Source organism: Streptomyces sp. MMCC 100 (assembly GCF_041538145.2).
Lineage (GTDB): Bacteria > Actinomycetota > Actinomycetes > Streptomycetales > Streptomycetaceae > Streptomyces.
This window is the reverse complement of the sequence record NZ_JBGORK020000001.1, coordinates 5,821,747-5,837,472: the sequence shown is the minus strand read 5'-3', so window position 1 is coordinate 5,837,472 and position 15,726 is coordinate 5,821,747. Positions and strand designations below refer to the sequence as shown.

General features: G+C 70.0%; 9 protein-coding genes. 7 read left to right on the top strand and 2 right to left on the bottom strand.

The genetic code is table 11. From position 1 onward, the window contains the following. Window positions 1-26: 26 nt before the first annotated feature. Genes ABS735_RS27045 through ABS735_RS27030 form a run of 4 tightly spaced genes read left to right on the top strand, consistent with a single transcriptional unit; the run spans window position 27 to window position 5,897 of the window. Window positions 27-1,676 carry an ABC transporter substrate-binding protein gene (locus ABS735_RS27045; protein ID WP_373903652.1) on the top strand — a complete coding sequence of 550 codons (1,650 nt, stop codon included), beginning with the start codon at window positions 27-29 and terminating at the stop codon, window positions 1,674-1,676. Next, entirely contained in the window at window positions 1,673-3,202 is a 1,530-nt protein-coding gene (locus ABS735_RS27040; RefSeq protein WP_373903653.1) for a GH39 family glycosyl hydrolase, read from the top strand. The genes ABS735_RS27045 and ABS735_RS27040 overlap by 4 nt, the downstream gene beginning before the upstream one ends. Next, window positions 3,199-3,882, top strand: a complete 684-nt coding sequence (locus tag ABS735_RS27035; protein WP_373903654.1) for a hypothetical protein — start codon at window positions 3,199-3,201, stop codon at window positions 3,880-3,882. Before ABS735_RS27040 ends, ABS735_RS27035 begins: the two co-directional genes overlap by 4 nt. Next, window positions 3,879-5,897, top strand: coding sequence for a beta-galactosidase (locus ABS735_RS27030; RefSeq protein WP_373903655.1), 2,019 nt, complete (start codon window positions 3,879-3,881; stop codon window positions 5,895-5,897). Before ABS735_RS27035 ends, ABS735_RS27030 begins: the two co-directional genes overlap by 4 nt. Here the strand turns inward: ABS735_RS27030 and ABS735_RS27025 are convergent. Together ABS735_RS27025 and ABS735_RS27020 are read right to left on the bottom strand one after the other, a co-directional pair. After that, window positions 5,891-7,891 (bottom strand): alpha-glucuronidase, encoded by a 2,001-nt coding sequence (locus ABS735_RS27025; RefSeq protein WP_373903656.1) that lies wholly within the window; start codon window positions 7,889-7,891, stop codon window positions 5,891-5,893. The two genes, ABS735_RS27030 and ABS735_RS27025, sit on opposite strands and share 7 nt — an antisense overlap. Before the next feature lie 167 nt (window positions 7,892-8,058). After that, window positions 8,059-11,865 carry a GH92 family glycosyl hydrolase gene (locus ABS735_RS27020; protein WP_373903657.1) on the bottom strand — a complete coding sequence of 1,269 codons (3,807 nt, stop codon included), beginning with the start codon at window positions 11,863-11,865 and terminating at the stop codon, window positions 8,059-8,061. A gap of 458 nt (window positions 11,866-12,323) precedes the next feature. Between ABS735_RS27020 and ngcE the strand changes: the two genes are divergently transcribed. The 3 genes from ngcE (at window position 12,324) to ABS735_RS27005 (ending at window position 15,711) form a co-directional block, all read left to right on the top strand. Next, window positions 12,324-13,772, top strand: coding sequence for an N-acetylglucosamine/diacetylchitobiose ABC transporter substrate-binding protein (gene ngcE, locus ABS735_RS27015; RefSeq protein ID WP_373903658.1), 1,449 nt, complete (start codon window positions 12,324-12,326; stop codon window positions 13,770-13,772). Window positions 13,773-13,857: 85 nt separating this feature from the next. Continuing rightward, on the top strand, window positions 13,858-14,784 hold the full coding sequence (locus tag ABS735_RS27010) for a carbohydrate ABC transporter permease (protein WP_373903659.1): 927 nt from the start codon (window positions 13,858-13,860) through the stop codon (window positions 14,782-14,784). Between the two features lie 3 nt (window positions 14,785-14,787). After that, window positions 14,788-15,711, top strand: a complete 924-nt coding sequence (locus ABS735_RS27005; protein ID WP_373903660.1) for a carbohydrate ABC transporter permease — start codon at window positions 14,788-14,790, stop codon at window positions 15,709-15,711. Window positions 15,712-15,726 lie beyond the last annotated feature (15 nt).

Here is a 15,726-nt window from a genome sequence, read left to right as displayed (position 1 = left end):
GTCCCAGCCACACCGAGGGAGTAACCGTGAAGAACGCAGGGCATCTTTCGCGACGTCAGGTCCTGGCAGCGGCGGGCTTCGCCGGCCTCGCCGCGCTCACCGGCTGCGGCAGCGGCGACGACGGCGGGGACTCCAAGGACCTGTCGAAGAAGCAGGACGGCGCGATGAAGGAGTACCGGACCGGGCAGCAGTTCAAGGCCGCCAAGCCGCTCACCTTCTCACTCCTGCACCTCAGCAACCCCAACTACCCGCCGAAGGACGACTGGCTGCTCTGGAAGGAGCTGACCAAGCGCACCGGCGTCACCTTCAAGCGCACCGACGTCCCGCTCAGCGACTACGAGAAGAAGCGCAGCCTGCTCGTCGGTGCGGGCGACGCCCCCCTGCTCCTGCCCAAGACCTACCCCGGGCAGGAGACCCCCTTCGTGTCGTCCGGCTCCGTCCTCGCCGTCAGCGAGTACGTGAAGCTGATGCCCAACTTCCGCGACAAGGTCAGCAGATGGAAGCTGGAGCCGGAGGTGGACTCCCTGCGCCAGTCCGACGGCAGGTACTACCTGCTGCCCGGCCTGCACGAGAAGGTCAAGTCCGGCTACTCCCTCGCGCTGCGCACCGACGTCCTCGACGAGCTGGGCCTGAGCCTGCCGTCCACCCTGGAGGAGACGGCCGACGTCTTCCGGGCGCTCAAGTCGGAGTACCCCGGCAGCCACCCCTTCTCCGACCGCTGGAACCAGCCCGAACCGGGCGGCGCCCTGCTCGGCTACATCGGCCAGGCCCACGGCGTCCGGGCCGGCTGGTCGTACCTGAACACCAGCTGGGACGCGAAGGCCGGGGAGTTCGTCTTCACCGGCGCCACGGACGGCTACCGGCAGATGATCGAGTATCTGCGCGGGCTCGTCGACGAGAAGCTGATGGACCCCGAGGGCTTCACCCAGAGCGACGACGAGGCGGTCAAGAAACTCCTCTCCGAGAAGTCCTTCGCGATCAGCGCCAACCCGCAGGAACTGGTGCAGAACTACCGGTACAACCTCCAGCGACAGGTCAAGGGCGCGAAGATCGAGATGATTCCGGTGCCGCTCGGGCCTGCGGGACCGGTGGTGCTCGGCGGCTCCCGGCTGGAGAACGGCATGATGATCTCCAGCGACGCCCTGAAGCGCGACGACTTCGTCGCCCTCATGCAGTTCGTGGACTGGCTCTGGTACTCCGACGAGGGCCAGAAGTTCACCAAGTGGGGCGTCGAGGGCGTCACCTACACCAAGTCCGGCGGCACGTACCGGGTCGCCGACGGCATCAGCCTCATGGGCTCCGACCCGGACGCCCCCAAGGACCTCCAGAAGGACTACGGCGTCTACAACGGCGTCTTCTCCTACGGCGGCAGCTGGGAACTGGTCTCCTCCTCCTTCAGCCCCGACGAGAAGAAGTTCCAGGAGGCGATGTCGCAGCGCAAGGAGCTCCCCGTCGACCCGGCCCACCCCCTCCAGTCCGTGGAGCAGGAACAGGCCACCCTCTGGGACACCCCCCTCAAGGACCACGTACGGCAGAACACCCTCCAGTTCATCCTCGGCAAGCGCCCCCTGTCCGAGTGGAACGCCTACCTGACCGAGCTGAAGGCCAAGAACATGGAACGGCTGGTCGACGTGCACAACAAGGCCTACGAGCGGTTCCGGAAGGAGCAGGGGTGACCCGCGTCCACGTCCCGGCCGAACCGGCCGGCACCTTCCCCGACGCCTGGCGCACCTGCGTCGGCACCGGCCGCCTCGACCTCGCCCTGCGCCGCGACTACCAGGACTCCCTCGCCCTGCTCCAGCGCGAGATCGGCTTCCGGCACATCCGCGGCCACGGCCTGTTCAGCGACGGCATGGCCGTCCACCGCCCCTACACCCACCAGGGCACCCGGTACGTCCACCACTCCTTCACCCATGTCGACCAGGTCGTCGACGCCTACCTCGCGGCGGGCGTCCGCCCCTTCCTCGAACTCGGCTTCATGCCGGGCGGCCTGGCGAGCGGCGAACAGACGGTGTTCTGGTGGCGCGGCAACGTCACCCCGCCCCACGACCTCGCCGAGTGGACCGCGCTCGTCCAGGCGACGCTCGCCCACCTCGTCGACCGCTACGGCCTCGACGAGGTGCGCACCTGGCCCGTCGAGGTGTGGAACGAACCCGACCTGCCCGACTTCTGGCAGCACGCGGACCAGGACGCCTACCACCGCCTGTACGAGGCCACCGCACACGCCGTGAAGGAGGTGGACGCCGGGCTCCAGGTGGGCGGCCCGGCGGTGTCCCCCGGGGCCGGGCCCGACTGGCTGGAGCGGTTCGCCGAGTTCGCCGAACGCCGGGACGTGCCCGTCGACTTCGTCTCCCGCCACGCCTACAGCTCCGGGCCCGCCCAGCACGTCCCCTTCGGCGTGCACCAGACGCTCGCCCCGGCGGGCAAGCTGCTCGACCAGTTCGCCGAGCCCCGCCGCACCCTCAAGGGCACCCGGCTCGCGGACGTGCCCGTGCACATCACCGAGTTCAACTCCTCCTACCGGCCCGACAACCACGTCCACGACACCGCCTTCCACGCCGCCTACCTCGCCCCCGTCCTGGCGGGCGGCGGGGACCTCGTCGACTCCTTCTCGTACTGGACGTTCAGCGACGTCTTCGAGGAGGCCGGCGTCCCCACATCCCTGTTCCACGGCGGCTTCGGGCTGCTCACCCACCGGCAGGTCAGGAAACCGACCTTCCACCTGTACGCCTTCCTCGCCCGCATGGGCGCCGACCTGCTGGCCCGCGGCGACGACCACCTCGTCACCCGGCACCCGGACGGCCGGGTCACCGTCCTGGCCTGGGCGCCCGTCGATCCGTCCGGCGCCACACCCGGGCCGGAGGCGCACGCGCTGCGGCTGTCCCTGCCGGTCGGCCCCGTCGGCGGACAGGGCGCGGCGTTCGTCCGGCGCCTCACCGTCGACGAGGAGCACGGCAACGCGTACACCGCCTGGCGCCGCATGGGCAGCCCCCGCTCACCCCGCCCCCGCCAGCTCGACGTCCTCCACGAGGCCGCCGAGCCCGCCCGCACCCACCGGAGCCTGCCGATCGAGAACGGCCGCGTGGACCTGCCCCTCACCCTCGCCCGGCACGAGGTCGCCTTCGTCGAGCTGAGCCCCGTCGAGGACGAGACCCCCACCTGGTGGGACGAGCGCCGCCTGCTCGGCCGGGATGCGGTGTGAGCACCGCCCGCACCGCCGACTTCGGCACCGGCGTCCTCTCCCGCGCGGCCGCCCTCATCCACACCCTGCTCACCGTCGAGGCCCTGCTGCTCCTGGCCGCTGCACCGGGCCTCGCCGGTCTCTTCCTCCTCGCCCCCGACCCCGCCAACCTCCCCCTCGCCGCCCTCTGCCTGCTGCCCCTCGGACCCGCCCTGTCCGCCGCCGTGTACGCCCTGCACCATCGCAGCGCCGACCTCACCGAACTCCACCCGGCCCGCGCCTACGCGCGCGGCTGGCGGCTGGGCGCCCTCCCGGCGCTGCGACTGTGGGCGCCCCTGCTGGCCTGGCTCACCGTCATCGCCTTCACCCTCACCCACTTCACGGCCACCGGACTGCCCGGCTGGTGGGCGGTGCTGCTCGCGCTCGTGGGCGCCGGCTCCCTCCTGTGGGGGGCGCACGCCCTCGTCCTCACCTCCCTGTTCACCTTCCGCACCCGCGACACCGCCCGCCTCGCCGCGTACTTCCTGCTCCGGCACCCCCGCGCCACCCTCGGCGCCGCATCCCTGCTGCTCCTGACCGCCGCCCTGACCGCCCTGCTGACCGAGGCCCTGCCCGCCCTGCTGGCCGCGCCCCTGCTGCTCTCCCTGCTGCACAGCAGCCGACCGGTGATCACCGAGACCCAGGAGGAGTTCACCGCATGACAGCGCCACGCACCCCGAAGATCTCTTACGGCGGCGACTACAACCCCGAGCAGTGGCCCGAGGACGTCTGGGACGACGACCACCGCCTGTTCACCGAGGCGGCCATCGACACCCTCACCGTCGGCGTCTTCTCCTGGTCCCTCACCCAACCCGGCCCCGACACGTACGACTTCACGATGCTCGACCGCGTCCTCGACCGCGCCGCCGCCGAAGGCCGCCGGGTCTGCCTGGCCACCGGCACCGCCGCCCTCCCGCCCTGGCTCGCCAAGAGCCACCCCGAGGTCAATCGCACCGACTTCGAGGGCCGCCGCCACCGCTACGGACAGCGCCACAACTTCTGCCCCAGCTCGACGGCGTACCGCGACGCGGCCACCGCGCTGGCGGCCCGCCTCGCCGAGCGCTACGCCGACCACCCCGCCCTGCTCGCCTGGCACATCAACAACGAGTACGGCGGCGCCTGCTACTGCGACCGCTGCGCCGACGCCTTCCGCGGCCGGCTGCGCGAGCGGTACGGGACCCTCGACGCGCTGAACGACGCCTGGTGGACCACCTTCTGGTCGCACCGCTACACCGACTGGGACCAGATCGAACCGCCCAGCGCGCTCACCGAGCACTGGCGCGGCCCCGACCACACCGCCTTCCAGGGCATCACCCTGGACTACCACCGCTTCACCACCGACGCCCTGCTCGGCTGCTTCCTCGCCGAGAAGGAGGCGATCCGCGCCCACGACCCGGACACCCCCGTCACCACCAACTTCATGGGCCTGTACCGCCCGCTGGACTACCACCGCTGGGCGCCCCACCTCGACTTCGCGTCCTGGGACAGCTACCCGCCCCCGGACGCCCCGCCGACCCGGGCCGCCCTCGGACACGCCCTGACGCGCGGCCTCAAGGACGGCGCCCCCTTCTGGCTGATGGAACAGACGCCGTCCACCACGGCCTGCCGCGACGCCAACCCCCTGCGCCGCCCCGGCGAACTGCGCCTCGCCACCTGGCAGGCGGTCGCCCACGGCGCCGACGCCACGCTCTACTTCCAGCTGCGCGCCTCACGCGGCGCCTGCGAGAAGTACCACGGCGCCGTCATCGGCCACGCCGGCCGCAACGACACCCGCGTCTTCCGCGAGGTCGCCGAACTGGGCCGGGAGCTGGCCGCTCTCGGCGAGGCGACCCTCGGCGCCCGCACCCCCGCCCGTACCGCGCTGCTCTTCGACTGGGACAGCTGGTGGGCCCTGGAGATCTCCGACGGCCCCTCCCGCGCGGTCCGCTACCCCGACGTCGTCCACGCCTACTACCGGGCCGCCCGCGAGGCCGGCGCCGACGTGGACGTCGTCCCGGTCACGGCCGACCTGACCCCGTACGACGTGGTTTTCGCCCCCGTACTGCACCTGGTCAAGGACGCCCTGGCCGACCGTCTCACCGCACTGACCCGCCGGGGCGGCAGCGTGCTCGCCACCTTCCTCACCGCGCGCTGCGACGAGCACGACCGCGCGTTCCTCACCGACGTGCCCGGTCCGCTCGCCCCGCTGCTGGGCATCCGGATCGACGAGTGGGACTCCCGCCCGGAAGACGTCGTCCAACCGGTCGACCTCGGGGAGCTGCACACGACCGCCCGCCACGTCTTCGAGATCGTGCTGCCGCGCGGCGCGGAGCCGGTCGGCACGTACGGCGCCGACTTCTACGCCGGCACCCCGGCCGTCACCCGCCACCGCGTCGGCGCGGGCGAGGCCTGGTACGTCGCGACCGCCCTCGACCAGCCGGGCGTCGACCACGTGGTCCGCCGCGTCCTGGCCCGGCACGACCTGGTCGGCCCCTACGCGGACCACCCCGCCGTCGAGACCGCGACCCGCGTCACCCCCGACGGCACCCGCCTGCTCTTCCTCCTCAACCACGCCCCCGAACCGGCCCGCCTGACGGCCCACGCCACCGCGGAGGACCTTCTCACCGGCAAGCGCACGGACCGCGGCGAGCCGCTCGTCCTCGACCCGAACGGGGTCGCGGTCCTGCGCCTTCAGTAGATCGTCCGCCCCCGCTCGTCCGGCACCCCCGACTTCCGCAGGAAGTAGCTGTTGACCTGGTCGCGCCACTCCCGGGCGGACCGCACCTGCTCCTCGTACCGCTCCGCCACCCGCGCGTGCCGGGCGGGCTCCACCAGGTCCACGAGGCCCGCCCACACCCGGCGGGCCTCCTCGGCCTCCTCGACGCCCTCGAAGTGCGTGTCGTAGATGTGCTGGATCACGGTCTTCCCGCTGTGCAGCACATGGCCGTAGGGCACGTGGTGGAAGAACAGGAGAAGCTCGTCGGGGCAGGTCTTGGGCGACTCGTACAGCTCCGCCCAGGGCCCCGCGTACTGGGCCGCGTACCCGGTGCCGGTCGCCGCGCTGCGGTCCACACCGACGCCGTCGCGGTCGGCGAAGTGGTAGGTGCCCCAGGGGCTGTACTCGTAGCCGTCCACGCTCGGCCCGTAGTGGTGCCCGGGCTGGACCATGAACCCGACGCCGAGCGGGGCGGTGTACTTCTCGTACGTCGACCAGGAGCCGTCGAGGACGGCGTGCAGGCCCTCGGCCAGCCGCTGCCCGGCTCCCGGGTGGGTCAGCGTGATCCACTCGCCGAGGACCGCGCGCGGGTCCGCCGCCGGGTCCCAGGCGAGCCGCCCGAAGGTGTACAGGTTGGCCTGGGCGAGCGGGTGGCCGGTCCAGAACGGGTCGTCGCCCACGTTGGACACCGCCACCAGGGCGTCCGCCAGCCGCCCGACGCTCACCTCACCGTCCGGGCGCAACCGCAGCGCCTCGCTCCACATCGGGCCCAGCCAGCACGCATGCCGCTGCTGCCCGGTGTACTCCTGCGTGGCCTGCACCTCCACCGCGAGCCGGGTGCCCGGCATCGCGCCGATCAGCGGCGAGAGGGGCTCGCGCACCTGGAAGTCCATCGGGCCGTGCTTGACCTGGAGCACCGCGTTCGCGGCGAAGTCGCCGTCCAGCGGCACGAAGTGGTCGTACGCGGCCCGGGCGCGGTCCGTCGACCGGTCCCGCCAGTCCTGGCGGTGGTCGTAGACGAAGGCCCGCCAGTGCACGGTGCCGCCGTACGGGGCGAGCGCGGCGGCCAGCAGGTTGGCGCCGTCGGCGTGCGTGCGGCCGTACGCGAACGGGCCCGGCTGTCCCTCCGAGTCGGCCTTCACCACGTACCCGCCGAAGTCCGGGATCGCCTCGTACACCCGCTCCGTCGCCCCGGCCCACCACTGACGCACCCCGGCGTCCAGCGGGTCGGCGGTGGGCAGCGCGCCGAGGACGACCGGCGCCGCGAAGGTGACCGACAGGTGCGTGCGCACGCCGTAGGGCCGCAGCGCGCCGGCGATCGCCGCGACCTCGCCGATCCGGTCGGTGAGCAGGTGCGCCTCGGCCTCGTGGACGTTGACGTTGTTGACGCAGACCGCGTTGATCCCGCAGGCCGCGAGCAGCCTGCCGTACGCCCGCACCCGGTCCAGGCCGTCGCGGGCCAGGCCGTCGGACCAGAACAGCGAACCGCCCGCGTAGCCCCGCTCGACCTGGCCCATCACCGGGTGCACGGCCACGTTGTCCCAGTGGTCCAGCATCCGCAGCGCGAGGGCCGGGCGGTGCACCTCGCGGACGGGCCCGCCCCGAAACGCCGCCTCGCCGAGCCGCACGACGTGGAACAGGCCGTACAGCAGCCCGCGTCCGCCGGACGCCGTGACGGTGGTCCGGCCGTCCGCACGGGTGTACGCGAAGCCCTCGTCGCCGAAGTCCCCGAAGTCCCTGGCGGCTCCGGCGTCCCCGGCCCCGCCCCCGCCGGTCAGCTCCAGCACGAGATCGGCCGGGGCGTCCTCGCGTACCAGGGCGCCGCCGAACCGCTCGCAGGCGGCCGCCACTTCACCGCGCACCGTCTCCGCGAGCGGTCCGGTCCCGCGCACGAGGGTGCAACGGGTGCCGACCGCGCGGAAGGCGGCGTCCGGCAGCCAGGCCGGGTCGATGTCCTTGCCGTCCGAGTCCCGCATGCGTCGAGCGACCGCCCCTCCGACGACGTGTGACGCACCCGGCGGCCGCCGACTGCGCCCGCTCATCCTGGTGCATGCGTCGGTGCGAAGGAAGGGACGGAACAAGGGAACGGCGGGTCCCGGCCGAAGCCCGAACCCGCCGCCCGTCCGTCAGTCGGACCCGTCGGCTACGCCAGCAGTTCCACCTCCGCCAGCGTGTGCTCGCCGTCCAGGACCAGCCGGTACCGGGCGTACGAGCCCGGCGACTTCACCGAGAACGCCCGGGTCTGCCGGTCCCAGGCGAAGGATTCGCCCGAGCGCTCGTCCAGCGTCCGCCAGGTGGTGCCGTCGGCCGAGCCCTGGAGCTTCCAGCCGGCCGGTGCCGCGGCGTGGTCCGCGGACGAGGTCAGCGTGTACTGGACCGCCTTGACGCCCTTGCCGGACACCGGCAGGTCCACCGACGTCACCTTCGCGTCCGTCCCCGACGTGTTGTCGAACAGCGCGCCCTCGCCCTCGACGGCGTCGGCGCGCGGGGTCGGCACCTCGTCGTCCTCGGTGACCGACGGCGGTGCCGCGTTCTCGCCGGTGCCCCACGAGGACGGCTTCGCGCCCATGTCGAACTCCAGGACGCCGCCCTTGGCGAGCAGCGAGTGGGGGAGCGAAGTGGAGTTCCAGCGCTTGCCGTTGACCTTGAGGCCCTGCACGTAGACGTTCTTCGTGCTGTTCTTCGGCGCCTTGACGACCAGCTCGCGGCCGTTCTCCAGGTGCACCGTCGCCTTGGTGAACAGCGGGGACCCGACGGCGTACTCGCCACTGCCCATCACCAGCGGGTAGAAGCCGAGCGAGGAGAAGAGGAACCAGGCCGACTGCTCGCCGTTGTCCTCGTCGCCGTGGTAGCCCTGGCCGATGTCGCTGCCGGTGTACAGACGCTGGAGCACCTCGCGGATGTTCTTCTGCGTCTTGTACGGCTGCCCGGCCGCGTCGTACATGTACAGGGCGTGGTGGGCGACCTGGTTGGAGTGCCCGTACATGCCCATGCGGACGTCCCGCGCCTCGACCATCTCGTGGATGACGCCGCCGTAGGAGCCCTTCAGGTCCGGGGAGGCCGTCTCCGGGGTCGAGAGGTACTCGTCGAGCTTGTCGCCGAGGCCCTTGCGCCCGCCGTACAGGTTGGCGAGGCCGCGGCTGTCCTGCGGGGCGGTGAAGGCGTAGCCCCAGCCGTTGGTCTCCGTGTAGTCGTAGCCCCACACGCGCGGGTCGTACTGGTCGGAGTCCACGCGCCAGTTGCCCTTGGCGTCCTTGCCCTGGAAGAAGCCGGCCTTCGCGTCGAAGAGGTTGACGTAGTCCTGGGCGCGGTTGAGGAAGTACGCGGACTCCTCCTTGTACCGCTTCTCGCCGGTTTCCTTGTAGAGCTTCTCGCCCATCTTGGCGATGCCGTAGTCGTTGAGGTAGCCCTCCAGCGCCCACGACAGGCCCTCGTGCGTCTCGGTGCTGGTGTAGCCGAGGAAGGGTGAGGTCTCCATGCCCTTGCGGCCCACGCCGGAGGACGGGGGCACGACGGTGGCGTTCTTGAGGGCCGCGTCGTAGGCCGCCTTCGCGTCGAAGTCGACGCCCTTGACGTAGGCGTCCGCGAAGGCCACGTCGGAGGAGGTGCCGGTCATCAGGTCCGCGTAGCCGGGGGAGGACCAGCGCGAGGTCCAGCCGCCGTCCTTGTAGTGCTGCACGAAGCCGTCGACCAGCTCACCGGCCTGGGACGGGGTCAGGAACGAGTAGGCGGGCCAGGTGGTCCGGTACGTGTCCCAGAAGCCGTTGTTGACGTAGACCTTGCCGTCCACGATCTTCGAGCCGGTCTCCGTCGGCGTGTCCTCCTTGACCGCCTTGGAGAACGGGGAGGCGTACTTGTACTTCCCGTCGACCTTCTCGTGGCCCGCGTTCGGGTACAGGTACAGGCGGTAGAGGCTGGAGTACAGCGTGGTCAGCTGGTCCCGCGTGGCGCCCTCGACCTCGACCTTGCCGAGGATGCGGTCCCACTGCTTCTGGGCGTCGCGCTTGACCTTGTCGAAGGAGGTGCGCTTCGGGATCTCCTGGCGCAGGTTGTCCTTCGCCTGGTCGACGCTGATCAGCGAGGTCGCGATGCGCAGGGTCACGGCGTGGTCCCGGCCGGCGTCGAAGCGCAGGTGGCCCTTGACGCCGCTGGAGTCGCCGCCGGTGACCTTGCTGTCGAACTCGCCGTAGACGAAGAGGCGGGTGGCGCCCGTGGAGCCGCCGGACTTGACGTCCGAGTAGCCGGTGAAGGTGCCGTTCTCCTTGTCCAGGGTCAGGCCGGCCTGGTCCTCGACGTTGTCGAAGATCACGCTCGCGTCGTCACCGGGGTAGGTGAAGCGCATCATCGCCGCGTGGTCGGTCGGCGTCATCTCGGCCTTGAGGCCGTTCTCGAACCGCACGCCGTAGTAGTACGGCTTGGCGGTCTCGTTCTCGTGCCGGAAGGCCAGCTCGCGGGCGTCCCGGCCGGTGTCCGGGGTGCCGGAGGCGGCCGAGGGCATCACCTGGAAGGTCTGCCGGTCGCCCATCCACGGGCTCGGCTCGTGGCTCGCGCTGAACGCCTGCAGGGTGGGCAGGTTGTCGTCGTTGTTGCCGTGCGCGTACTCGTAGAGCCAGCTGAGCGAACCGGCGTTGGTCACCGGCGTCCAGAAGTTGAAGCCGTGCGGCACGGCGGTCGCGGGGAAGTTGTTGCCGCGCGAGAAGCTGCCGCTGGAGTTGGTGCCGCGGGTGGTGAGCGCGTAGTCGGACAGGTGGGCCGCGGGACGCTCGGGCGCGGCCCGCTTGATCTCCACGTCGTCCAGCCAGCCCCGGAACTTCGCCGGGCCCTTGGCGGAGTCGTACGCCACCAGGATCCGGTCGACGGTCTTGCCGGCCGCGACCGAGCCGATGCCCGACTCGACGCTGTTCCACTGGTTCACGTAAAGGATCTTGGCGTCGCCCTGACCGCGTGGCGTCAGCGGGAACCCGTGCTGGTCGGTGGCCTTGAGATCGCTGAGGTAGGTGCCGTCGGTGAAGGCGAGGTCGACGGAGACGTTCGTGGCGTCGTAGTCGAGGTCGCCGTCCGCCATCGACGGGAAGATCTTGTACGACAGCTCGGTGCGCCGGTCGACCTTCACGTCGACGTCGAAGACCTTGTTGTACGAGTAGGCCCGGCCGTCCGCCGTGTGGCGGCCCGCGTAGCGCAGCGCGTGCGTGCCGGTGAAGCCCGCGTCCGCCTTGGCGGTGGGCGAGCCCGTCGGACCCTCGTCGACGGAGGAGAGCATGTCCTCGGGGGTGGGGACCTCGGTGTCGCTGGTGGCCAGCTGGACGTCGGCGAGCTGGAGCGCGTCGCCGGCCCCGTTGTTCTTGGTGATCTCCAGCCGGAAGTGCTGGAACTCGGCGGTCTCGGACAGTTCGTACGTCTTCGTCTGGAAACGCTCGCCGAAGCTTTCCCCGGAGCGGGTGTCGAGTGTCTGCCAGTTCTCGCCGTCCGCCGAGCCCTGCAGCGTCCAGTCCACCGGGTCGCGTTCGTCGTGGTCGTTGGCCGAGGTGAGCGCGTACTTGGCGATCTTCTGCGGTGCGTCCAGGTCGAACTCGACCCAGCCGGTCGGGGCGAAGGTCAGCCACTTGGTGCCCGGCTCGTTGTCGACGAGGTTCTCCTTCACCTCCCCGCCGCCCGTGTTCTCGGCGCTGGCCCGCACCTCGGTGACGTTCTCCGTGACGTTGCCCGGTATGCCGGTGCTGAACCCGCCGTCCACGCCGGAGGCCCGCTTGCCGCCGTCCGCGCCGGTGTCCACGGTGTCGAGCCAGTCCGGAGCCGGGTCGCCGGCCTCGAAGGACGACGCGAACTCCCGGTCGGCCTTCGCGGGCGCGCCGGGCAGGGCGACCGCCGCCCCCTGCGAGCCCACCGCCAAGGCGAAGGCGGTCGCCGTCACGACCGCCGGACCCCATCTGTGCCGAACTCTGTACTGCATGTCCTGGCCACCCTCCCAGCGCTGTGGGACAACGTTGTCAATTCAACTGCGCAAGGACCAGTAGGGGTCAAGTGGCATGTGATGTCAAGGGTGTTGGATGTGGCGTTCGGGGGTTATGGCGGGGATTCCTACGCCATGCGATGCACAGGGCACGCATATTTCCGGGAGGTCTCAACTCGGAAAAGACGTACCGGGAACCTTGCATTCGATCTTGCTCCGCCGACGGAAAGTGGACTATACCTGTCGGCCACCGGGGGATACGGGGGGAACCGCGACGAGGAACCGCCCAAGCGCCTCGAACAGCAGTGACAGCATCTGTGACTGCACGGCAGTATCCGCATTTCCAGCACGGCCCAGCATGACCCAGCACGACCCAGCACGACCCAGCGTGACCCGATCGCGGTGCCGGGGAGGATCCGGTTCACCGCCTGAGTCCTGGAGAAGGCGAGGACTTGAGCATGGGATCCACTTCCGCCGAGAACAACGGTACGGGCGTCGGCCGCCGCGATCTGATCAAGCGGTCCGCCGCGCTCGGCCTGATCTCCGTACCCACGATGAGCTTCCTGTCCGCCTGCGCGAGCGGCGGCGGGGACGACCAGAAGAAGGCCGAGGCGGGCGAGAAGTCCGCCAAGAACCCGCTCGCGGTCAACGACAGCGCCCAGATGGAATTCGTCCTCTTCGACGGGGGCTTCGGCAAGGAGTATGCCGAGGACGCCGTGAAGCTGTACGAGAAGGCCTTCCCGAAGGCCAAGGTGAAGTTCGCCGCCACCCAGAAGATCCAGTCCACTCTCCAGCCGCGCTTCAACGGCGGCAACCCGCCCGACCTCGTCGACAACTCCGGCGCCGAGCAGATGGACATGGGCGTCCTGGTCGGCAAGAAGCAGCTCGCCGACCTCACCCCGCTCCTCGACGCCCCGTCCTTCGACGACCCGAACAAGAAGGTCCGCGACACGCTGCGACCCGGCATCGTGGAGATGGGCCAGTTCGACGGCGACCCGGTCTGGATCCTGTACTACGCCTACACGGTGTACGGCAACTGGTACTCGCAGAAGGCCCTGGACTCCCTGGACGCGGAGTACCCCAAGACCTGGGACGAGATGCTCGCGGTCTGCGCCAAGGCCAAGAAGAAGGGCATGGCCGGCTGGACGTACGCCGGCAAGTACCCGTACTACATCCCCTTCTCGATGTCCCCGATGATCGCCAAGGTCGGCGGCCGCGAGGTGATCGACGCCATCGACAACCTGGAGCCGAACGCCTGGAAGGACCCGGCGGTCAAGACGGTCTTCGAGGCCTGGTACGAGCTGTACAAGAAGGGTTACATCCTCAAGGGCACCCCCGGCCTGGACCACATCCAGTCGCAGACCGCGTGGGCCAAGGGCGACGCCCTCTTCATCCCCAACGGCTCCTGGGTGGAGAACGAGTCGGCCAAGGTCATCCCCGCCGACTTCGACCTCGCGGTCTCCGCGCCGCCCGGCATCGACGACAGCGACAAGATGCCCTTCGGCACCATCTGGGCGTCCGGCGGTGAGCCCTTCATCGTCCCCGCCAAGGCGGCCAACGGCGCCGGTGGCATGGAGCAGCTGCGCATCATGCTCAGCGAGGCGTCCTCCAAGAACTTCACCAGCAAGGTGAAGTCACTGAGCGCCTACAACGGCGGTACCGACGGCATCGAGCTGACCCCGGGCCTCAAGTCGGGTGTCGCGGCGCTGGAACTGGCCGGCGACAACGTCGTGAACCCGCGTATGCAGGACTGGTACGTGCAGCTCCAGAAGGAGAAGATCGGCGTCTCCTGCCTGGGCGAGATGATGGCGGGCCGGATGACCCCGGCCGAGACCATCAAGAAGATCCAGGGCTACGCCGACGAAGCCGCCAAGGACTCGTCGATCAAGCACTACAAGCACCAGTGAGGACGCGTCACCAGGGCCTGTCCGGCGCCACCGCGCCGGGCGGGCCCTGGCGGCGCCACCCGCGCGCAGATCGGGGTCGGTAGCAATGCAGCACGGCAAGTACCGGTTCATCGTGGGGTTCCTTGCGGTTCCCCTGGGACTGTACGCGCTCTTCGTCATCTGGCCGTTCATCCAGTCCATCTACTACTCGTTCACGGACTGGACGGGGCTGAGCCCCGAGTTCAAGATGGTCGGCTTCGACAACTACTCGCGGATGCTCGACGACGACATCTTCTGGAAGTCGTTGCAGCACAGCGTCATGTTCGCCCTGCTGGTGCCACTGGTGACACTCAGCCTGGCGCTGTTCTTCGCCTTCATGATCAATGTGGGCGGACGGCGCCGCCGCGGCGGCCCGGCGGTCACCGGCGTCCGCGGCTCCGGCTTCTACAAGATCGTCTACTTCTTCCCGCAGGTGCTCTCCATCGCGATCGTCGCCCTGCTGTTCCAGTTCGCGTACAACCCGGACAGCGGCGCGATCAACTCCCTGCTGCGCGGCATCGGTCTGGACTCAGTCCAGCCGCTGTGGCTCGGCGACCCCAACATCGCCCTGTGGTGCGTGATGGCGGTGCTCGTCTGGTCGACGGTCGGCTTCTTCGTGGTCCTCTTCTCCGCGGGCATGGCCTCCATCCCGGCGGAGCTGTACGAGGCCGCGCTGCTGGACGGGGCGACCCGCGCCACCACCTTCTTCAAGGTGACCCTGCCGCTGCTGTGGGACACCGTGCAGTCCGGCTGGGTCTACATGGGCATCCTCGCACTGGGCGCCGAGTCCTTCGCGGTCGTGCAGATCATGACGACCGGACCCGGCGGACCCGACTACTCGACCACCGTCATGGTCCTGTACGTGTACCAGAAGGCGTTCCGTGACGGCCAGGCCGCCTACGCCACCACCATCGGCGTCGCCCTGCTCCTCGTCACGCTGGCCTTCGCCGCCGTCGTGATGCGGCTGGGACGGCGCGAGCGGCTGGAGTACTGAGCAATGAAGACGACCGAGACCCCCGCCCCCGTGCCTGCCGAACCCGGTACGCCCGTCCTCAAGGCCCAGGCCGCCCCCGGCGGACTGAAGGAGGGGAAGAAGGAGGGCACCACCCTCAACGTCTTCTCCCACGGCGTCCTCGTCATCTGGGCGATCATGGTCGGTATGCCGCTGGTGTGGGCGGTGATGACCTCCTTCAAGGACGACGCCTCCATCTTCGGCTCGCCCTGGTCGCTGCCGGACAAGCTGAACTTCGACAACTGGTCGCGCGCCTGGTCCCAGGCGCACATGAGCGACTACTTCCTCAACACCGTCCTGGTGGTGGGCGGTTCGCTCGTCGGCACCCTGGTACTGGGTTCCATGGCGGCCTATGTGCTGGCCCGGTTCGACTTTCCGGGCAACCGGTTCATCTATTACTTGTTCATCGCCGGCATGAGTTTCCCGATCATGCTCGCCCTGGTCCCGTTGTTCTACGTCGTGGACAACATGGGAATGCTGAACACCATCCACGGGCTGATCCTGGTCTACATCGCCTATTCACTGCCCTTCACGGTGTTCTTCCTGACCGGGTTCTTCAGAACCCTGCCCAGTTCGGTGGCCGAGGCCGCCTTCGTGGACGGGGCCTCGCACACCCGGACGTTCTTCCAGGTCATGCTGCCGATGGCCAAGCCCGGCCTGATCAGTGTCGGGATCTTCAACTTCCTGGGCCAGTGGAACCAGTACATGCTGCCGACCGTGCTGAACACGGACCCGGACAAGCACGTCCTCACCCAGGGCCTGGTACAGCTGGCCGTCAGCCAGGGGTACAAGGGCGACTGGTCGGGCCTGTTCGCCGGCCTGGTCATGGCGATGCTGCCGGTGCTGGCCGCGTACATCATCTTCCAGCGCCAGGTGGTCCAGGGCCTCACGGCGGGTGCGCTGAAGTAGCGCCCCGGCCCCGGA